Origin of the sequence: Brevibacillus sp. TJ4 (assembly GCF_044627595.2) — a bacterium.
Classification (GTDB): domain Bacteria; phylum Bacillota; class Bacilli; order Brevibacillales; family Brevibacillaceae; genus Brevibacillus.
Genome location: NZ_CP185865.1, coordinates 2,215,138 through 2,236,136, shown reverse-complemented (window position 1 = coordinate 2,236,136; position 20,999 = coordinate 2,215,138). Strand labels below are relative to the sequence as shown.

The following is a 20,999-nucleotide window of genomic DNA, read 5'->3' as shown; positions in this document are numbered from 1 at the left end:
CTTCCGTTACAGCCAAGCATCCGGGAGAAGCTCGCCGGAGGCTACTATTTTAGCGTTTCCTTCCATGATTACTTCCTGTGCCAGCCCATCTGCAAGCTGATAGGAAATCTGCAAGATGCCGCCGCGAGTATGGACGCTCACAGGCGAACCAGCCTCTACCAGTCCGAGCATTCCGGCGATCACCGCCGCTGCTGTCGAACCAGAACCACAAGCATAGGTCTCCGCTTCGACTCCGCGTTCGTAGGTTCGGATCTGCAAGGTATGTGCGTCCAGGACCTCGACAAAATTGACGTTGGTCCCTTGGGGAAAGTGTGTTTTATCGTAGCGAATGTGTCTGCCCCAGTCAATGATTTGCCGATCGGAAATCGCTGCAAGCCGGTCGACGAACCAGACAGTATGGGGGACCCCGACCCAACCGTAATGATACAGCGCAGATGGTCCATCTGTTGGATAGGACTGGTTGAGCTTCAGCTCATTCAGTACGACATCAGGATAACTTACGCTTACGAGCTGTGATTCCGGTTGAATGCGGGCATGGTAGAACCCCGCCAGAGTTTCGAACCACATCGTGTCCTTTGCTGCTCCGACGGCGTGGGCGAAGCGGGACAGGCATCTCGCCCCGTTGCCGCACATCTCCCCTTCGCTGCCGTCTGCGTTGAAATAGCGCATCTTGAAGTCCGCGCGATCGGAGTGCTCCAGCATCATAAAGCCATCAGCACCCAGCGAGATTCCTCGCGCGCACACACGTTGGACAAACCGGGACAAATCAAATTCGTCCATAATGCCCTGGCGATTGTCGACGACGATGAAATCGTTGCCGCAGCCGTTCATTTTCATAAAAGGAATCTTGAGAGGGGTCACGATTGTTCTCCTTTACATGGAAGCCGTGTTTTCCTGGCCGAGTATCTTCTTTTTCATCCACTCTTTCCCGTCGACGATGCGTGCGACCATCATGCTGGCAACAGTATCACCGGTAGCGTTGACCATGGTCGCAGGCGGATCGACTAATGTACCGAGCATTGCGACGATAGGCAGTGCCTCAGGAGGGAAGCCGTACATGGTGACAATCAGCATCTCTCCGATAAAGCCGCCGCCTGGAACCCCGGACATGACGACCCCGCTCAACACGGCGATCATGATCGCGGTCAGATAGGTGTCGAAACCGTGAAAGGGCATATTAAACAGTCCGAAAATGAATGAAATTTTCAGGATTGCGCTCAGACAGGAGCCATCCATATGGGCGGTAGCTCCGAACGGGATGACAATCTCCCGCACGTCCTTGGGAACGCCGATTTTTTTGGCAGCTTCCAAGTTTACCGGAATCGTGGCGACACTGCTGCCAGTGGCGAAAGAAGTAACAGCGGGAGAGATCGCATTTTTCCAGAAGAGGCGAGGACCTCTCTTGCCCATGGACAGATAGGCGTAGATTGTAAAAGCGATCAGAAAATATAGGAAAGAGATCGGATAATAAATGGCCATCGCTCTCGCGTATGAGCCCAGCAGGTCGGGACCAAACACGCCGACCAGGTTGGCGAAATAGGCGCCGAGACCGATGGGTGCATAATACATCAAAATCTTGATCATCTTGATCATGACTTCCGACAGGGCATTCAATCCTTCAGCGACTTTTCGTCCCTTCTCGCCAGCCAGACTGACAGATAATCCAAACAAGATCGAAAAGACAATGAGGGCAAGCATGTTCTGGCGGGATAAAAGATCGCTGAAATTGGAGACGGTGAAGGCTTTCACAAACTGGTCAGCCGTGTTGAGCTGATTGATTTCTTCCGGTGCCTTCAGTTCCACGTTGATTCCTTCTGATGGCGGAAAAATCGAGACTCCGACCAGCATGAGGATGGATGAGATTATGCCGGTAATTACGAAGACGGCGAGCATGACCCCGAGGATTTTTCCCAGCCTCTTCAAATCTACGATGTTGGCAACTGCGCTGCTGATGTTGACGAAGACGAGCGGGACGACAATCGTAAACATCATGTTGATGAAGATGTCGCCAAAGGGCTTCAAGACCACGGCGTCTTTGCCCATCATGGTCCCGATGACAGCACCGAGCGCGATACAGATGAGGAGCATAATGGGATAGCGATACGATTGCCAAACACTGCTTTTCTTTCCTTCAACCATGCAAGATTACCTCCCTATCAAATAAAATCATAAAGTCTAGTATCATTATACAGACTTTCTTTTTAAAATCTTCAGAAAATAATTTGTGGTGACAGAATCTTTTTTGACTGTGCTACGATATGTTTCTGCTTTTTTGTATTCTCGTCGATCAGCACTGTCAGACACAGACACGCGAAATATTCACAGTCAGTTTGCTGTAGATGTGGGAAAGCGGCACAAGTGCTGGTAAAATAAAGAGAGCGCACTAGATTCTAAGGAATGGAGCCAGTACGATGTATCGCAATTTGGAAGAATGCGTAATTGACCTGGAAAAAAACGGACACCTTATCCGTATTCACGAAGAAGTAGACCCTTACTTGGAAATGGCAGCGATCCATCTGAAAGTATACGAAGCTGGCGGGCCCGCCCTGCTCTTCGAACGGGTAAAAGGCTCGCCGTTTCGCGCCGTGTCCAACCTGTTCGGAACGGTGGAGCGCAGCAAGTTTATCTTTCGCAGCACCTGGAAAGCCGCCGAGAATATCGTGGCGCTTCGCAACGATCCGATGAAGGCGCTGAAGCAGCCTTTTCAAAATATCGCCAACGGGATTGCCGCACTAAAAGCGCTTCCTCTGCGAACGTCCGGCAGCATGCCGGTGGCGGCTCAGGAGATTCGCATCTCCGACCTGCCGCAGATTCAAAGCTGGCCGATGGATGGCGGAGCCTTCGTCACGCTGCCGCAAGTCTACACGGAAGACCCGGAAAACCCGGGCATTATGAAATCCAACCTTGGCATGTACCGCATCCAACTGAGCGGTAATGAATACGTGCAAGACAAAGAGATCGGCTTGCACTACCAAATCCATCGCGGGATCGGGGTACACCACACGAAAGCGAAGAAGCTGGGGCAGCCGCTAAAGGTCAGCATTTTTATCGGCGGTCCGCCCGCCCACACGCTGTCGGCTGTCATGCCGCTGCCGGAAGGACTGAGCGAATTGACGTTTGCCGGTCTGCTCGCCGGACGCCGCTTCCGCCACAGCTATGTGGATGGCTACTGCATCAGCAACGACGCAGACTTTGTCATCACCGGAGAAATTTACCCCGATGAGACGAAGCCGGAAGGACCGTTTGGCGATCATCTCGGCTACTACAGTCTTGTCCACCCGTTTCCGCTGATGCGCGTGCACAAGGTGTACGCCCGGCAAAACGCGATCTTTCCGTTTACCGTCGTAGGGCGTCCACCCCAGGAGGACACATCCTTTGGCGATCTGATCCACCAGCTTACCGGTGACGCGATCACGCAGGAGTTGCCGGGGGTCAAGGAAGTCCATGCCGTGGATGCCGCCGGCGTGCATCCGCTGCTGTTCGCGATCGGAAGCGAGCGGTATACGCCGTACCTGCAAGTGAAGCAGCCGACAGAGCTGCTGACGACGGCCAACCGCATCCTTGGATACGGACAGCTCAGTCTGGCCAAGTACCTGTTTATTACCGCTGAGCAGGAGCGTCCGCTGGATACACATGACGAGGTCGACTTCCTCGGCTACATCCTGGAGCGGATCGACCTGCGCCGCGACCTCCATTTCCATACGAACACGACGATCGACACGCTCGATTATTCGGGTACTGGACTGAACAGCGGCAGCAAGGTCGTCTTCGCCGCTTACGGTGAGAAAAAGCGGGATCTGTGCAAAGAAGTGCCGGAAGTGCTCAAGGAGCTGGGCAATTTTGAAAATGCGCAATGGGTCATGCCGGGCGTAGTGGCGCTGCAAGCTCCGGCTTTTACCGATTACGCCAATGAGCAAAAAGTCGTGCAGGGCTTGTGCGAAGCGATCCAGGCGCGCGGAGCACTGGACTCCTGCCCGCTGATTGTTTTGTGCGACGACAGCACTTTTGTCAGCGCCAACCTGAAAAACTTTCTCTGGGTGACCTTTACGCGCAGCAATCCGTCCCATGATATGTACGGGGTAAACAGCTTTTACGAAAACAAGCACTGGTCGTGCGACAACGTCATCATCGACGCGCGGATCAAGCCGCATCACGCACCACCGTTGATCCCCGATCCGACGGTCGAGAAAAAGATTGATCGCCTTTTCGCCAAAGGCGGCAGTCTGGCGGGAATCCTCTAGCTCTAGGGATGTCTACTTTCGACCACTGCATAGCAACGCATACAAACAGGCTGTCTTCTACGCGGGAAGGCGGCCTGTTCATTTCTAACCAAAAAACACACTTTACAAATAGGAATAATATGAATAATCTTGGAATAATCAGGTCATGGAACACATGAGGAGTGTTGAGGATGAATATTGCCAATCTGGAAGCCTTCGTCTACGTCGTCCATTTTCACAGCTTTCACAAGGCAGCGGAAGCGTTGTTTTTGTCCCAGCCCTCAATCACGGCGCGAATTCAGTCATTGGAGAGGGAGCTGGACACCAAACTGTTTGAGCGTGACGGCCGCGGCTTTGCATTGACGGAAAATGGCAAGCAGTTCCTGCCTTATGCACAACAGGTGCTGCAGACGTATAAAAGGGGACAGCAGCAGCTAAAAAAGATGATCACGCGCGATGACGAGCTGCGGATCGGTTGTACTGTATCCGCATCCAGTTACCTTGTTCCGGAGATTCTGCCGATGGTAGCCGAGACATTTCCGGGTTTGCATGTGAAGATCGTGACTTCTTCGAGCGAGGCCATCATCGAAAAGGTGCTGGACAAGGAAATCGACATCGGCTTTATCCGCAATCTGTACCATCCGGCGATCCATAGTGTGAAATTTCTCGAGGACCCGATCCGGCTTTTCGTCTACGAAGGGCATCCGTTGGCGCAATCGGGCGAAATCGAAATCGAGGCTGTAAGGGATGAACCGTTCGTGTTTTTTGAATGCGGGTCATTTGACTGGATGCGTATTCACCTCCTGTTTGAAAGCCTGGACCACCCGCCCAACATCGCCTACCAGGTCGACAATCTGGAAACGGCGAAGAAGCTGCTGCTGAATAAGATGGCAATCGCTTTTTTGCCGTCCTTTTGCGTCAGGGAGGAAACCCTTCAAGGCAGGCTGCTTCCTCTGCGTGTCCCGGCGATTGCCAACCTGTTTTTGCGCACCAACCTCGTCTCGCCCAAAGGCGGCTCCGTGTGGCATAACGCTTTTCAGTCCTTGGCGCACAAGGTGCAGCACATGATGATGACGGGTACGGGTTCATAGATTCTTTTCATCATTCGATAAAAGAAGTCAATCATCCAGCCCGTTGACGAAGGGCGAGCGCGGTGATAAGCTGGTAACAACTGCAAATACCAAGTAAATTGATATGATTAATTTAAAATATGCGTGCCGATGACGACTCGATCAGATGAAGGAGGAAGCGCAGGATGTCGAAACCAAGACAACTCAAATTTGGCGCCATGCTGCACGGTGTGGGCGGGCATATCGCCGGATGGAGGCACCCGCAGGCGCAGGCGGACGCAAGTGTGAGTGTTGATTTTTATAAAAGTCAGGCGCAAAAAGCGGAAGCTGGAAAATTCGATCTGGTATTTGTCGCTGACGGCCTCTACATCAACGAAAAATCGATTCCTCACTTCCTCAACCGGTTTGAGCCGCTGACGATTTTATCCGCTTTGGCGGCAGTGACCTCCCGGATCGGGCTCGTCGGCACTGTCTCCACCTCGTATAGCGAACCGTTTACGGTAGCCAGACAGTTTGCCTCGCTCGACCAAATCAGCGACGGCCGCGCAGGATGGAACGTGGTGACGTCGCCGCTGGAAGGGTCTGCCCTCAATTTCAGCAAAACGATTGCCGAGCACCCTGACCATGCCAAACGCTACCGGATTGCGACGGAATACATCGATGTCGTAAAGGGGCTGTGGGATTCCTGGGAGGACGGCGCGTTTGTGCGGGACAAGGCGACAGGCGTCTTTTTCGACCCGAGCAAGATGCACCGGCTTGATCACAAGGGTGAGTTTTTCTCCGTGCAAGGCCCATTGAACATTGCCAGATCGAAGCAAGGACAGCCTGTGATCTTTCAGGCGGGCTCATCGGAAGCGGGGAAAAACCTGGCAGCTCATACAGCCGATGCGGTTTTCACCGGACACGGAAGGCTTTCCGAGGCACAACATTTTTACCAGGACGTAAAAGGGCGGGCAAAAGCGCTCGGGCGTAACCCCGACGAGCTTGTCATTATGCCTGGGATCAGCCCGATCTTGGGAGGAACGGAAGAAGAGGCGGAGCGCAAGTACCAGGAGTTGGCCAGTCTTGTCACAATGGAGCAGGCACTTGCCTACTTGGGCAGGTATTACGACCATCACGATTTTTCCCAATATTCGCTCGATGAACCGTTTCCTGACCTCGGCGATTTGGGAAAAAACAGCTTTCGAAGCACGACCGACCGTATCAAACGAATGGCGCAGGAAAACAATCTGACTCTTCGCCAGGTTGCTTTGCTAGAAGCGACGCCGCGGACGGCTTTTCTCGGCACACCGGAGCAGGTAGCCGATCGCGTGCAAGCGTGGTTTGAACAACAGGGGGCGGATGGCTTTATCATTAACTCGATGATCCCAAACGGACTGGATGATTTCATCGAACACGTCGTACCGATTTTGCAGCGGCGCGGACTGTACCGGACGGAATACGAAGCGGATACGCTGCGCGGCAATCTCGGGCTGTCCTTTCCAGTGAACCGTTATGCCAAAGAAAGAGAAGTGAACGTACAATGACACAGCAAGGTATCGATCTGAATCCGTATACGGAGACATACACCCTGTTAACAGAAGCGACACAAGGATTGACAAAAGAACAGTTGAACTGGAAGCCTGCCGCGGACAAATGGAGCGTGACTGAGGTGCTCTCCCATCTGGCAGATCACAGCATCGTCTTCTCGTTTCGGCTGCGCAAGCTGATTGCCGAGACTGAAGTGCAGTTGCCCGCATTTGCCCAAGATCCATGGGTCCATGCTTCCCGCGCCAACGATGGCGATGCGGAGGATTACTTGCATCTGTTTGGCACCTTGGTTGCGTTCAACCGCCTGTTGTTTCAGCGCTTTGCGCCAGACGACTGGAAAAAGACGGGGACAAACGCCAAAGGCGAAACGGTGAGCGTCGAACAGTCGTACCATGCGTTTATCAAGCATGTCCACGTACATGTGAAGCAGATCGAGCGAATCAAAAACGCATTGTAAAACGGTGCTCATACGTGCAGTGTTGTCGTTTGTTTGCAAATCCCCCCACAAAGGAGTGTTTTACGATGGCAAAGGTCGTAATTATTTCGGGAAGCCCGAACAGCAAGTCACGTTTGCATGGTATTCTGCTTCAGGCCGAAGCATGGCTGGCCGACCACAGCGTGCAGCGGATCGACGTCCGCGACTTGCCGGCGGAGGATTTGGTCCATACGAAGTTTGACAGCAAGGAAATCATAGAAGCGACCAAAGCAGTCGAGCAAGCGGATGCAGTCATCGTCGCAACCCCGGTCTATAAAGCCTCGTACACGGGCGTGCTGAAGCTGTTCCTCGATCTGCTACCGCAAAAGGGATTGGTCGGAAAAGTGGTGATGCCCGTTGCCATCGGCGGCACGATCGCTCATTTGTTGTCCATCGATTACGCCTTGAAACCGGTTTTGTCCGCACTTGGGGCTACAAATCAACTGCAGGGGGTCTACGTCGTGGACGAACAAGTACGGCGATACGAGGATGGCAGTTTTGAGATTGATGAGGCCGTGCATCAGCGATTAAAAGAGTCCATTTTCGAATTGCTGCGAGAAGCCGCCCTTTACCAGACACCATCGCCGGCCAAAGGAAGCTCTCCGTTCTGAACAAAAGGTGACAACGATCGCATTGCGAGGAAACAGGCTTGCCGATACCGGTCAACCGCTATGCGACAAAAGTGTGACCGCATGAAAAGCCATGGTACGAGTACGCCACGGCATTTTTTCTTTTTCTCCTGCTGCAAATATGTGCGATTGTATGTACAATAGGGTACAAGAGAAAATGCACAAGTGTCCACGTGGCACGCATCGGGGTTATGGCATTTTCACTGATCGCAAATGAAACTAGGAGATTGAGAGAAATGAAACAAACTGTAAACCGTGCGTACAACTTCAATGCCGGTCCTTCGGCTCTGCCGCTGGAGGTATTGCAAAAAGCGCAGCAAGAGCTGGTGGATTTCCGTGGCAGCGGCATGTCGGTAATGGAGTTGAGCCACCGCAGCGCGACCTATGAGGAAGTGCACAATGAAGCGATTGCCCGCCTACGAGAGCTGTTGGCGATCTCGGAAGACTACGAAGTGCTGTTCCTGCAAGGCGGGGGAAGTCTGCAATTTTCCATGGTGCCGATGAACTTCCTGCAGCCAGAGCAAAAAGCAGCTTATGTTATGACCGGCTCCTGGTCGGAAAAGGCGCTTGCCGAAGCGAAGCAGTTCGGGCAGCCGTACGAAGCTGTCAGCTCCAAGGAAAGCAACTACCGCTACATCCCGAAGCTGGACGAGGTTCGCTTTGACCCATCCGACGCGTACGTGCATCTGACCTCCAACAACACGATCTACGGAACGCAGTGGAAGGAGTTCCCGAATACAGGCAATGTGCCTTTGATCGCGGATATGTCGAGTGACATTCTCAGCAAGCGCATCGACGTCAACCAGTTCGGTCTGATCTACGCCGGAGCGCAAAAAAATCTCGGTCCGTCCGGTGTGACTGTCGTGATCATCCGCAAAGACCTGCTGGAGAAAGCAAACAAAAACATTCCGACGATGCTCAAGTACAGCACCTACGCGAAAAACAACTCGCTGTACAATACGCCTCCGACCTTTGCCATTTACCTGCTGGGCGAAGTCCTCGGATGGGTGAAGGAAATCGGCGGCATCGACGAAATTGCCCGCCGCAATGAGGAAAAAGCGAAGCTCATCTACGACGCGATCGACACAAGCAATGGCTTTTACTACGGTCATGCCGAAGCTGGAAGCCGCTCCCTGATGAATATCACGTTCCGCGTGAAGGATGAAGAACTGGAGAAGCAGTTCCTCGCCGAAGCGAAGAAAGAGGGCTTTGTCGGACTGAATGGACACCGTTCTGTCGGTGGATGCCGCGCTTCTACGTACAACGCAGTTCCGTACGAAGCATGCAAGGCGCTCAGCCAGTTCATGGTCGAGTTCCAGGCGAAAAACAGCTAATCGGTACGAAAGAAAAGGCACGAAAGAGACGGATTCGTTTCTCTCGTGCCTTATTTTGCTCCCTTGGTTTGCTTGAGATAGCGCTGGTCCTTCATAAACAGCCGCCAAAAGTAGAGAAAGCCGGGGAACAGGATGAGAAAACCGACGACGTAAGAGGCGAACAGCGCGTGAAATGTCTCCGGGTGTGTAAAGCCCGACTCGACCGTGACCGACGGGTAGACGATGTACGGATAATGCGCCCGCCCGTACACATATCCGGCTAACAAGTATTGCGCTACCGTGGCGATTACGGCGAGCCGCGGGAAGCCCGGTCCGATCGGTTTGCGCGAAGGCAGGCAAAGCAGCAGGTAGCCGATGAGGAAAAAGCAGACCGCTCCGATCAGATACGGGATGTAGGCCATCATTTTCTCGTGCAGCCACGGCGCCTCGGCTCTCATCGCAATCGTAATCAGCAATGCCATGACCAAGGTCAGCGGGCCGACGATCAGCGCATCCTTGCGATACATGCGATACGCTTCCTTTTCATCTGCTGCATGGGAGTAATCGGCGAGCAATAGCGAAGACAAAAACAGGGTGCTGGTGATCGCAAAGCCGATAAAGGCTAGTGCCTGCGGGCTGGCAAAGAGCTGCCCGAGCATGAGCTGCTCCCGACCGTCGACAGTCTGGATATAGCCGCCGTGGGTGATGGGGAGCACGAGAATCAATACACCGGGAATGATGAAGCCGGTAATGCCGGAAATATACGTAAGCTGCTTCCGATACTCATGGGCGACGTGGGAAAAGACGAGAAATGCGCTTCGCAGGGCGAGCAGCAACAAAATAATGCTGCCCGGGATGAGCAGGACCGTCCCCAACGTAAAGGTCGCGCCAGGGAAAAAACTGACGAGGGCGACCACAATCGCCACGATAAAGACGTTCGTCACTTCCCAGGTGGGGGAGAGGTACCGGTTTGCGATTTGCGTGGCGTTCGTCTGCTCATGGTTGATGTACATCATCGACCAGAACCCTGCGCCAAAGTCCATCGTCGCCATGACGGAGTAAATGAAGACAAAGCCCCACAGGACGGTTATGGCAAGAAGTTCATCTGTCATCGTTTCCTCCGGTATGTCAGGCCTTGGCCCCGTCTTTGAGTGCGTCTTCTAGGGGATGGCGCCTGAAGTAGTAGAGCAGGACGGCGACCACAGCGATCGTCAGCAGCACGTAGACGAGCGCAAACAAAATGAACAGTGTTCCCAGTGGAGTCGTGGTCACGACCTCTCCTGTTTTCAACGTCCGGTAAATCACCCATGGCTGGCGACCTGTACAGGCGAAAATCCAGCCGAATTCGATACCGAGTATCGCCAAAGGACCGGTAGCGACGAACAGCCACATCAACCAGCGTGGAAAATGCGGTTTTTTCCAGATTTTATTCCAGGCAAAGCCGATCATCGAAAGCAGAATCAACAGCGAACCGATGCCGACCATTCCGTTAAACAAGGTGTGGACGAACAACGGCGGCCACTCTTCTTCGGGAAATTCGTCCAGTCCGACAACGACGGTATCGAAGCTGTTTCCGGCGAGAAAGCTGAGCGCCCACGGGATGTGCAGCGCGAATTTGACTTCTTTCGTTTCCCGATCCGTGAAGCCGCCGACTGCGAGCGGGGCGTATGCCTGCGTCTCGAACAGCCCTTCTGCTGCAGCCAGTTTTTCCGGCTGGTAGTGATGCAGATGCTGTGCGGCGGCATGGCCGTTGAACGCCGTCAGGAGCGAAAAGATCCCGCCTACTGCCAGCGAGAGCATCAGCGCCTTTTTATGCAACTGATAGACCCGCTGCTTGGCTCGCTCGCGCATCATCTTGAAAGCGGCGACTGAAGCGATGGCAAAAGCCCCGGTCATAAAGGCAGACAGGACGACATGCGTCGCTGTCACGAAAAAGCTCGGGTTGAAAAAGGCTGCCCACGGATTGACGTCGACGATCTCGCCGTTTTCAATCCGAAAACCTGCAGGTGTTCCCTGGAAGGCATGGACGTTGGTAATGAGGATCGCGGAAGCGGCAGCACCGAGGGCGACCATGGTCACACTCAAAATGCGCATCCCGGGGGAAATGCGGTCGGCGGCGTATACGTAGATCGACATAAACAGAGCTTCGACAAAAAACGCGTAAATCTCGATCTGGAAAGGAAGCGCCATGACTTTTCCAATGACTTCCATGAAACCAGGCCAGAGCAAGGTGAGCTGGACGCCTGCGATCGTACCGGTAGGGATGGCGACTCCCAACAGAACAGCCATCGTCCTCGTCCAGCGGTTGGCCATGACGGCGTAATCCCGATCTTTTGTTTTCTGGTACAACAATTCGGCAAACAGCACCATCAGCGGAAGTCCGACTCCCAGCGTGGCGTAAATAATATGAAAGCCCATCGTCGTCCCGAACAAGGAACGAGCTGTCAATACATGATCCACGTCGTTTCGCTCCTTTTCCACCATCTCCCTTCAAGTATTTTCCTTTGCAAGCATTACCATTCCAAACCCGTCTCTATTTCAATAACGCATTTGAGAATTCGCTAGAGTCCGTAACGAGAGAGCGCTTTTGTCGCCGATTCGCGCATGCGATCTTGGAGCACATTTCCTTCGACGACCTTGACGCGTTTGCCGAGGAAGCGAATTTTGGAGAGAATGTACTCCCGTTCGTCAGCGAGGTAGGTCAGCACAATCCGGTACGTGTCTGTATCAGGCGCGTATTCCACTTCCTTTTCAAAGCAGGAGAAGGCGTACAAGATGCGCGACAGCTCCTCGTTGTACATGCTGACGACCTCGACAGTGGCCTGTTCCTTGCGGCTGTCCAGCAAACGTCCGATTTGTGCCGTGAAGTCGGCGGCATGGGCGGCGGGTATTGTTTCCTCCTGGACGGAGAGGATGCTCTGCAATTTCGTCTGCATGAATTGCCGATGGCGCAGGTGGTACCAGAGCAAGTACCATTCTCTTTTTACCATGGAGTATTCGAGCTTGTAGGGGAAGCCCGATTGATTGCGAGCGATCCTGCCGATTTTATTGCTGTAGGTAATCCGCATCCCCTGATTTCGCTCGAGAATACGCCGGAAGCGGCGCAACAGGGGATGGTACACCTGGCGTTCGGCACTCTTGGCTTTTTCCTGAAATACGCTCGTCAACTCCAAGGTATCTACCGGTTCCAGCAGTCGTTGCAGCTTTTCGAGCGTCTCGGGGGAGAACGCCTGTGCCGCAGACGGGTGGGAGAGCATCGTCCGCAGCCAGATGCGCTCATGCGAGGTGATGACGATCGCGTTCGCATCGTGCATGCGGGAGAAGAGATGGTAATTGCTGATTTTTTCAAACGGGTTCATAGTAGGACTGAATCTCCTTCCACTCCTGTATCATCTCGCGGCGCAGGTACAAGGGCTCCAGCACTTCGCAGCTTGATCCGAAACTGCGCAGCCAAGGTTTGATTTCTGTCGTGCCGTTGACTTCGATTTCATAGATAAACGACTCGTCATCTTCTCCGGTGATCGTTCCCCATTGCCCCTGCAAAAGTACGCGTTCCTTCACAAAATTGATCTGGCTGCCCTCCGGATGGTAAAAGCGTGCCTTGACTTTGACCGGTTTCTCCGTGTCGACGAGCCAACTCGTCCGCATTTTTTCCTCGATCACAGCGAGTCTGGAGGAAAACACCTGTTCGCTCACCGCGTCTGCCTCTTCGATTTGGGTCAGACCTTCCATCCGGTACTTCACGATGCCCAGCCGCGGCTTGCTGCCGATCAGGTACCATCTGCCGTATTGATGGTCGTAGATCACCTTGACGGGAAGGACGTATTCATTTCTCCCTTCCTGTTTTTTGGCAAACAGCGGATTGGTGTTTTTCGACGCATACCGTTTCTCCGACTTGGGAGACAGGTACAAACATTTGATATGTTTGCGCTGACGAATCGCCTGAAAGACGGCATACAGATTCGCTTCGTCCAAAATGCGGGTGTAGTAGTGATATTTGTAATGAAAGAAATCGCTCGGCGCGATGGAGCCGTGCCTTTGGACGAGCAGGGCTTTCAGGCTGTCGCGCAGCAAGAAGCCTTGCAGGGAAGGCACCTGCGTATTGGCCATGACATCGACAAAGGCAAACAGGTCGACGATCTCCTCATCTGTCAAACCGGCGTACAGATCGTCATCGATGCGATAGCGGTACGGACGCCCGCCCGGCTCTTTGCGGATCGCCCCGACCTCCTCCAGGTATTTGACATCCCCGCGAATCGTCTTCTCGTCGGGCAGCGGAAAGTCTGCCGGCAGCCTGCTGGCGCATTCGTCGATCAGCTCTGTTGCCGTCAACGCTTTTTCTCGCAGGGCAGCGAGAATGATCGACAGTCGCTGGCTTTCCGACTCTTTCAACGATTTGGCTCTGAACAAAAACAACAGGCGCGGATCAGACGATTGGTAATACGTGTAGCGCAGCAGCTCATACAGTTCTTTTCCCTGTTCTTCGGGGAGTTGTTTGGTCACAGTCGTGACGATCTTGCGCAACCGCTTGATCGTCTTGTCAAATGTATGTACGGAGATGCCCAGCCGTTCTGCAAACTGCTTGCGGCTGTAAACGCCGCTTGTGAGCACAAGCATACGCAGCAGCTGGACTTCCTTGTCAAAACTTTCTCTGGCCATGTGAGAAAGCCTCCTCTCTGGCACACGTGTCTCTTCCCAATTGTAGCGATGAAAGAGGCAGCGGAAAATGAAAAAATGGTAAAGTCGTAATACTTTTGCCATGTTCTGACACGGTTGGATGAGCGAAAATGAACACAGAAAGCGAGGCGCCAGAAAGGGTTCCTTCGAAAAACATTATTCAGTGTCAAGCCGACACACACCTTTTCGCCATCTTCCTCGCTTTCGAAAAAAAACCATATCCTTGCAATCTCGGCGAGGCGCCGGAGAGGGTTCCTTCGAATCGATGAAAAAGTACTGTTTTGATGTGCCCCAGGCACAGCCTGAACAAAAGTGAGCAAGGTCAAATCCTTGCGACCTTCTTCCCTTTTTCCTCGCCGAGTACATAAAGGAGGATTTCCGATGGGTCATGCACGCAAACGGTTTGCCGGCCAACTGGCGGCCACACGAAATCAGCACGGCTATCCGGCTTATACCCGTTCACAAGAAGAACAGTATGTACAGACACTGTTGACCAATACATTGGGCAATACGTTTTACGCGGAGCAATCCCGGCTCATGGAAGAGGCGGGACAGCTTCATCACGAGATGGCCCAGTACCGTCCCACTTTTATGGCGAAAGCGCTGGTGTTTGCCCGCAATGAGGGTTTGATGCGGCTGCAGCCGTTGTTCGGTCTGGCAGTTTTGTCAGGCTATCGACCGGATCTGTTCGCGCAGATTTTTTTGCAAGTCGTCAAAATACCGTCTGACGTGGCGGATTTCCTGACAATTTTGCACAGCATGGGACGGGGAGAGGGCGGAAGAGCGGTCAAACGGCAAATCAACCGCTTCTTGGCAGGCGTTTCCGAATATTGGGCGATCAAGTACAATGGACGTGGGCGTGGATACAGCCTTGGAGATGTGATCGCCACTGCCCATCCGAAGCCGCTCGATGCAAAGCAGCAGGCGTTGTTTCGCTACTTGCGCGGACATGAGACGGACCTGGCACTGCTGCCGCAGGTGGATGCACTGGAAAAGCTGAAGAGCGCTCAGTCGGAGGAAGAGATCATCCACTGGATTCACACGGGCAGGCTCCCTTACGAAGTAGTGACAGGGGCGACCCGCCCGACAAAGGCCGTCTGGGAGGCATTGCTGCACCAGATGCCTGCCTTTGCGCTGCTGCGCCATTTGCAGGCGTTGACCCGCGCTGGCGTATTCGAGGATGAGCAGCATCTCGCCTATGTGAAAGACAGACTGACCGACCGCGAAGCATTGCAAAAAGCTAAGATTTTGCCGTTTCGCTTCGTCAAGGCATTTTACCAGGCGAAGCACGCCGTCCTGCGCGATGCGCTGCGGGAGGCGGTTGAGCTTACGTTTGCCAACTTGCCGGAGCTGGGCGGACGAACAGCGATTTTTCTCGACATCTCCGGTTCGATGGACGGGGATTATTTGAAGATCGGCTCGGTATTTGCCCTCGCTTTGTACAAAAAGACGGAGGGGGATACGATCTTCTGGCTGTTTGACACAGAGGTGACGGATGCGCTGCCTTCCCGGCAGGACAGTATTCTCAGCCAGGCAGCCCGTATTCGCGCGCGGGGTGGAACCGACACCGGCGCTCCTGTGCAAAAGCTGCGTCAGGAGGGGACGCGGGTTGACCAGTTGATCATCATTACCGACGAGCAGCAAAACAACGGCAGCCCCTTTTATGAGGAACTGCTCCGTTATCGCTCAGAGGTAAACCCCGACGTGAAGGCGTTTATCATCGATATATCGCCGTATCGGTCGACGATGGTCCCGCCCGAGGACGAGAATACATTTTACATTTATGGCTGGAGCGATTCCGTATTGTCCTATATCGCACAGACGGCCAAAGGCTACGCCTCGATGGTGGAGAAGGTAGAAGCGCTCCAACTGGATGGCGCCGATTGAAAAGCCAAATCAAGACATAAACATGAGGATGTATACACAAGGAGAGGACTATCATGTATCAGACAATCCAGAACGTACGAGTCTGGGGAACACCGATGGAAAACGCCGTCTCGCAAGCGGTCACGTGTGCCCAACACGGCAATGTCGTGCAAGCCCTGCTGATGGCTGACCATCATAAAGGCTACTCCCAGCCGGTCGGCGGCGTGGTTGTATACGACGGCCAAATTTCGCCGTCCGGAGTGGGCTACGACATCGCGTGCGGCAATAAAGCGGTCAGAACCGACCTGACCTACGCAGACATCCGCGACAAGATCAGCGGCATCATGGATGAGATCGCCAAAAAAATCTCGTTCGGAATCGGTCGCAACAACCAGGAGAGAGTGGAGCACGAGCTGTTCGACGACGAGAATTGGTACGTCTACCAACAGATCGGACGGCACGAGCACGACTCGCTCAAGGCATTGGCCCGCAAGCAATTGGGTACGGTGGGCAGCGGCAATCATTTTGTCGATCTGTTCGTTGAAGAAGCAACCGGTGCGATCTGGGTCGCCAATCATTTTGGCAGCCGCGGGTTCGGTCATAAAACAGCGAGCGGATTTTTGAATCTGGCTCAGGGCAAGCCATTTTCGGCCAAAGCAGCAGGAGAGAGCATGGACCAGCCCCCGACGCTTCTCGATCTGGACAGCGAGCTGGGGGAAATGTATTACCGCGCCATGACGCTGGCAGGAATTTACGCCTACGCCGGACGCGACTACGTGATGGATCAGGTACTCGCGATTCTCGGTGCCACCTCTACGTTTGAAGTGCACAATCACCATAATTACGCCTGGAAAGAGATGCATGACGGCAAGGAGTACGTAGTCGTCAGAAAGGGAGCGACGCCTTCTGCGCCGGGGCAATTGGGCTTCATCGGCGGCAGCATGGGCGATATTTCTGTCATCGTAAGAGGAAAGGACTCCCGGGAGAACAAGGATGCTTTCTACAGTACGGTGCACGGTGCGGGCCGGATTATGAGCCGGACGGAAGCGGCGGGAAAAATGAACTGGAAGACGCGCAAACGCCAGGGGGGCAAAATCACTCCCGCGCAAATGCGCGAAGCGATCGCTGCATTCGGAGTGGAGCTGCGCGGAGCCGGTACGGATGAAAGCCCGTTTGTCTACAAAAAATTGCACGATGTTCTCACTGCCCATCAGGATACGATCGAAGTGCTGCATACCTTAAAGCCGATCGGCGTTTGCATGGCAGGAGCCGACGAGTACGACCCTTATAAAGACTAGGCAGTGATGATGTCGATTTTTAACAATATCTTATTTTCTCTTTTTTCGAAAAGGGTGATATAATCGTATCCGTATATGTCGTGAGAATACACTGGAAGATGCAGAATAAGATGATACAGGCGGTTGACTCCCTCGGTTGACAGGGAGTTTTCTGCTGTTTGCCAATCTGGAAAACAGGCAATGATGAGAAGTGGAACAAAGACAGAATTAAACGGATGAGCCGGAAATGGGGAAAATGCTTGGATACCTATCACAATTGGAAGAAGAACATTGCGTTATTCTTGACCAGCCAGACGATTTCGCTCTTTGGCTCGTCACTGGTCCAATATGCCATCATGTGGCATATCACCTTAACAACGCAGTCCGGTGTCATGATGACAATCTCCATTCTTTGCGGGTTTTTGCCGACCTTTTTCCTGTCCCCATTCGCAGGCGTGTGGGCAGACCGTTTCAACCGCAAATTGCTGATTGCCGTCTCCGACTCCCTGATCGCACTGTCGACACTCATCCTGGCAATTCTGTTTTTGCAAGGCTACGATGAGCTATGGCTGCTGTTTGTCGTCTCCGCCATCCGGGCGCTGGGGACGGGCATCCAGACTCCGACGGTGGGGGCTTTTATTCCGCAAATGGTGCCGCCCGACAAACTGACCAAAGTGACGGCGACGAACAGCAGCATCCAGTCGCTGGTGATGCTCGTGTCACCGATGCTGAGCGGCGCGCTTTTGGGCATGGTATCGATCGAAATGATTTTCTTTATCGATGTGATTACAGCTGCCATCGCGGTATCGATCCTGCTCTTCTTTCTGCGTGTGCCGGTCCACGCGAAAGCACTGGAAAAGGAGCCGATCAGCTATTTTGCCGACATGCGCGAAGGCTTTCATTACATCAAACAGCATGACTTTGTAAAGACGTTTTGTCTGTTTACGGCGAGCTTCATGATCCTTGCTGCTCCGGTTGCGTTTTTGACGCCTTTGCAGGTAGCGCGCAGCTTTGGCAGTGATATTTGGCGGCTGACGGCGATTGAAGTGACCTTTTCCATCGGGATGATGGCAGGGGGGATCGTCATGGCTTCCTGGGGCGGGTTTGCCAACAGGCTGCATACGATGGTGCTCGCCACCATCATCATGGGCGTGTGTATCGTCGTACTCGGCGTCATCCCGAGTTTCTGGCTGTATCTGTTCTTCATGGCGGTGATCGGGATTGCCATGCCAGTCTTCAACACGCCGTCTACCGTCATGTTGCAGCAAAAAGTCGACGAAAACTACATGGGCAGGGTCTTCGGCGTTTTCGGGATGATTACAAGCAGCATGATGCCCCTGGGCATGCTCGTATTTGGTCCGATCGCCGACGTCATTGCGATCGAATGGCTGCTGATCGGGACCGGACTGCTGCTCGTCGTGCAAAGTTTCGTCATGCTGGGCAACAAGGTGATGATTCGCGCAGGAGAGCCATTGGTTACAGATGAGAAATAGCCGGGAGCAGGTCGCCTGGAACATACAAAAAGCAGCGGCGGACTGATGACGTGATGAAATGTCATTGTCCACCCGCTGCTTTTTTGTGTCGTCAAGGCTTACAGCCGGTGCAGCGCTTGCAGTGCCTCTTCTTGATCTTCCAAAAAGAACACCTGCTTGCCTTGATTCGACTCATACATAAAGTCACGCAGACTTTTGCTGGTGTATCCGGAAAAGTTCCCGACGATCGCCAGTCTTACGCGGTAGTTCATATATTTTTGCAGGATGTCCCCGGCCAGTCTCGTTTTCAAGTCGAAGAACTCCTCCGTCAAGGCGGATTTGGAAAGCACGATTTTCTCACATTCATGGTTGTAAAACACAGTGACCATCACATCGAGTGCATCTTGAACATTACGGATAACGGGTTCTGCGCTTCCTACAATGGCGACTTTTGAATCTCCCCGTTGATCGATTGCAATATTCATTTTAACAGCCCCCTCATGTTTCGTTATCCCGCGATCACAGTTCAACGATTTTCGTCGCGATGTTGTTGCGGAATTCGCGGTCATGCTCGACAAACAGAATGGTCGGTGCGTGCTCCAGCAGCAATTCTTCAATTTGCATGCGGGAGATGACGTCGATAAAGTTAAGCGGCTCATCCCAGATGTACAAATGGGCTTTCTCGCACAGACTTTTGGCGATCAGCACTTTCTTCTTCTGGCCGCCGCTAAACGCAGACATGTCTTTTTCAAACTGAACGCGGGAAAAATCGAGCTTTCGCAGAATCGATTTGAACAGGCTCTCGTCAATGCCGTTGTCTCGCGCATAGTCGGTCAAATTTCCCTGCAAATGTGAAGTGTCCTGCGAGACGTAGGAGATCACAAGCTGGCTGCCCTTGCGAAAGGTTCCGTTATAGGGGATATCCTCGCCGCAAATCAGCTTGATCAAGCTGGATTTTCCTGAGCCGTTTTTCCCGGAGAGGGCGATTCGGTCGCCTTGTTCGATGGTAAAGCTGACCTCGCTGCAAACGGTCTTGTCGGCGTAGGAGATCGAGACTTTCTCCAGCTCCACCAAGCGATGCTTGTGGTACGGTAACTGGGAAATTTTCAGGCTGTCTGCGGTTTCGATATTTTTCAGCAGCTTCGACCGCTCCTCGATCGCGGACTGCTGCCGTTGCTCCAGCGATTTGGAGCGCTTCATCATTTTTGCAGCCTTGTGTCCGACGTAGCCTTTATCCACCTTCGAACCGGAATTTCTCGTTCCGTTTTTCGTCTTTTCAACTTCATCCGACCACTTGCTGGTGCGCTTTGCCGCTTCCGACAGGCGTTTGATGTCTTTGTGGAGCTTTTCGTTCTCCGCCAGCTCGTATTCGTCCTGCCGCTTCTTGTTTTCCCACCAGGTCGAGAAATTGCCCTTTTGGATCTCGATGTTCGTCTTGTTGATCGACAGAATGTGGTCAACACAGTTGTCGAGGAAAGAGCGGTCATGCGAGACGAGGATAAATCCGCTCTTGCTGTTGAGATAATCACTGACGAGTTTTCGCGCGTCCAAATCGAGATGGTTGGTCGGCTCGTCGATCAAAAGAAATTGGTTTTCCTTGAGAAACAGCGCAGCCAACAGCACTTTCGTTTGCTCGCCGTTGGACAAGGTGGAAAAGGGACGGTACAGCACATCCTCGGAAACCTGCAACAAGGAAAACTCCCGCATCAGCTCCCAGTGCTGGAAGTCCGGGATGATGCCGTTGATGACAGCAAGCGTATCCATCTCCCTGTGTCCAACGTGGAAAGGGAAGTACTCAAAGTTCACGGGTGCAGAAATCTTCCCGCTGTATTCATACTTGCCCATCAGCAGGTTGAGAAAGGTCGTTTTGCCGCGCCCGTTTCGACCTGTAAAGCCCAATTTCCAGTCGGTATCGAGCTGGAAGCTGACATTTTCAAAAATAGTATCGTAACTGCCGTCATATGCGAATGTAAGGTCTTTAACTGTAATTACCGCCATGTATACAAACCCCCTGTACGAAAAAAATCAAAAAGCTGCAAGAAAGTTACTTTCTCGCAGCTCAAAACCATACAGGTATACTGACCTCTTGAACGAAGTCAGGTGCATACAGATGTGTTTGAGTGAAAAGATTCCGTAACTTTCTTGCATATAAAGAACAAAAAGCATGCCAAAAAAAGCGCTTTTTTGTTTTGCTTTATGTGCAAGAAATATTACATGCTCTTTTCAACTCCATTCCATATAGGTACTTGCATTGTACCATACCCAAATTTTCCTTTCAATGAAATTGCGAATCACCGTTCGCCCAAGTCTGCTGGCGATGTGGCTACTTGTGGAAAATGACGGATTGACGCAAAAAAGGACGGGTGGTAAAATTTAGTAGTGTTAATATCCGAGTAATTAGATCTGATTAATAAATTATAGCAGTTTCACATATTCCTTCTTCATTGTACGTTTGATTGGAGCAAAACAG

General features: G+C 52.8%; 17 protein-coding genes. 9 read left to right on the top strand and 8 right to left on the bottom strand.

Translation table 11 applies throughout. The features are described 5' to 3' along the window. Positions 1–6 precede the first annotated feature (6 nt). Positions 7–861 carry a diaminopimelate epimerase gene (gene dapF / locus ACAF76_RS10895; RefSeq protein WP_400163581.1) on the bottom strand — a complete coding sequence of 285 codons (855 nt, stop codon included), beginning with the start codon at positions 859–861 and terminating at the stop codon, positions 7–9. 12 nt (positions 862–873) lie between these two features. Then, positions 874–2,139 (bottom strand): dicarboxylate/amino acid:cation symporter, encoded by a 1,266-nt coding sequence (locus ACAF76_RS10890; protein WP_400163580.1) that lies wholly within the window; start codon positions 2,137–2,139, stop codon positions 874–876. Positions 2,140–2,411: 272 nt separating this feature from the next. Here ACAF76_RS10890 and ACAF76_RS10885 point away from each other — a divergent pair, with 272 nt between their 5' ends. The 6 genes from ACAF76_RS10885 to serC all read left to right on the top strand — a co-directional run bounded on the left by ACAF76_RS10885 (position 2,412) and on the right by serC (position 9,258). Then, complete coding sequence (locus ACAF76_RS10885) at positions 2,412–4,241, top strand: UbiD family decarboxylase (protein ID WP_400163579.1); 1,830 nt, start codon at positions 2,412–2,414, stop codon at positions 4,239–4,241. A gap of 170 nt (positions 4,242–4,411) precedes the next feature. Next, a complete protein-coding gene (locus tag ACAF76_RS10880; RefSeq protein ID WP_400163578.1) occupies positions 4,412–5,311 on the top strand; it encodes a LysR family transcriptional regulator in 900 nt (299 codons plus the stop codon). A 164-nt stretch (positions 5,312–5,475) separates the two neighbouring features. Next, complete coding sequence (locus ACAF76_RS10875; RefSeq protein WP_400163577.1) at positions 5,476–6,816, top strand: LLM class flavin-dependent oxidoreductase; 1,341 nt, start codon at positions 5,476–5,478, stop codon at positions 6,814–6,816. Then, positions 6,813–7,277, top strand: a complete 465-nt coding sequence (locus ACAF76_RS10870; protein ID WP_400163576.1) for a DinB family protein — start codon at positions 6,813–6,815, stop codon at positions 7,275–7,277. Before ACAF76_RS10875 ends, ACAF76_RS10870 begins: the two co-directional genes overlap by 4 nt. A 65-nt stretch (positions 7,278–7,342) precedes the next feature. Further along, positions 7,343–7,906, top strand: coding sequence for an NADPH-dependent FMN reductase (gene ssuE / locus ACAF76_RS10865; RefSeq protein ID WP_400163575.1), 564 nt, complete (start codon positions 7,343–7,345; stop codon positions 7,904–7,906). A 254-nt stretch (positions 7,907–8,160) separates the two neighbouring features. Then, positions 8,161–9,258, top strand: coding sequence for a 3-phosphoserine/phosphohydroxythreonine transaminase (gene serC, locus ACAF76_RS10860; protein ID WP_400163574.1), 1,098 nt, complete (start codon positions 8,161–8,163; stop codon positions 9,256–9,258). A 50-nt stretch (positions 9,259–9,308) separates the two neighbouring features. Here serC and ACAF76_RS10855 read toward each other — a convergent pair whose 3' ends face one another. The 4 genes from ACAF76_RS10855 to ACAF76_RS10840 form a co-directional block, all read right to left on the bottom strand. Beyond that, positions 9,309–10,349 (bottom strand): cytochrome d ubiquinol oxidase subunit II, encoded by a 1,041-nt coding sequence (locus ACAF76_RS10855; protein WP_400163573.1) that lies wholly within the window; start codon positions 10,347–10,349, stop codon positions 9,309–9,311. Positions 10,350–10,365: 16 nt separating this feature from the next. Further along, positions 10,366–11,721 carry a cytochrome ubiquinol oxidase subunit I gene (locus ACAF76_RS10850; RefSeq protein ID WP_400163572.1) on the bottom strand — a complete coding sequence of 452 codons (1,356 nt, stop codon included), beginning with the start codon at positions 11,719–11,721 and terminating at the stop codon, positions 10,366–10,368. Positions 11,722–11,798: 77 nt separating this feature from the next. After that, positions 11,799–12,596: a WYL domain-containing protein gene (locus ACAF76_RS10845; RefSeq protein WP_400163571.1), complete on the bottom strand. Its 798-nt coding sequence runs from the start codon at positions 12,594–12,596 to the stop codon at positions 11,799–11,801. Continuing rightward, positions 12,583–13,896, bottom strand: a complete 1,314-nt coding sequence (locus ACAF76_RS10840; protein ID WP_400163570.1) for a helix-turn-helix transcriptional regulator — start codon at positions 13,894–13,896, stop codon at positions 12,583–12,585. The genes ACAF76_RS10845 and ACAF76_RS10840 overlap by 14 nt, the downstream gene beginning before the upstream one ends. Positions 13,897–14,295: 399 nt before the next feature. Here ACAF76_RS10840 and ACAF76_RS10835 point away from each other — a divergent pair, with 399 nt between their 5' ends. The 3 genes from ACAF76_RS10835 (at position 14,296) to ACAF76_RS10825 (ending at position 18,550) form a co-directional block, all read left to right on the top strand. Then, a complete protein-coding gene (locus ACAF76_RS10835; RefSeq protein WP_400163569.1) occupies positions 14,296–15,801 on the top strand; it encodes a TROVE domain-containing protein in 1,506 nt (501 codons plus the stop codon). 53 nt (positions 15,802–15,854) lie between these two features. Next, positions 15,855–17,078 carry an RtcB family protein gene (locus ACAF76_RS10830; protein WP_400163568.1) on the top strand — a complete coding sequence of 408 codons (1,224 nt, stop codon included), beginning with the start codon at positions 15,855–15,857 and terminating at the stop codon, positions 17,076–17,078. A 215-nt stretch (positions 17,079–17,293) separates the two neighbouring features. Beyond that, entirely contained in the window at positions 17,294–18,550 is a 1,257-nt protein-coding gene (locus ACAF76_RS10825) for an MFS transporter (protein ID WP_400163953.1), read from the top strand. Positions 18,551–18,648: 98 nt separating this feature from the next. Here ACAF76_RS10825 and ACAF76_RS10820 read toward each other — a convergent pair whose 3' ends face one another. Continuing rightward, the gene (locus tag ACAF76_RS10820; RefSeq protein WP_400163567.1) at positions 18,649–19,014 is read right to left on the bottom strand and encodes a DUF4180 domain-containing protein; all 366 of its coding nucleotides are present in this window, start codon (positions 19,012–19,014) and stop codon (positions 18,649–18,651) included. Between the two features lie 34 nt (positions 19,015–19,048). After that, positions 19,049–20,527: an Lsa family ABC-F type ribosomal protection protein gene (locus ACAF76_RS10815; RefSeq protein WP_400163566.1), complete on the bottom strand. Its 1,479-nt coding sequence runs from the start codon at positions 20,525–20,527 to the stop codon at positions 19,049–19,051. Positions 20,528–20,999: the final 472 nt, after the last annotated feature.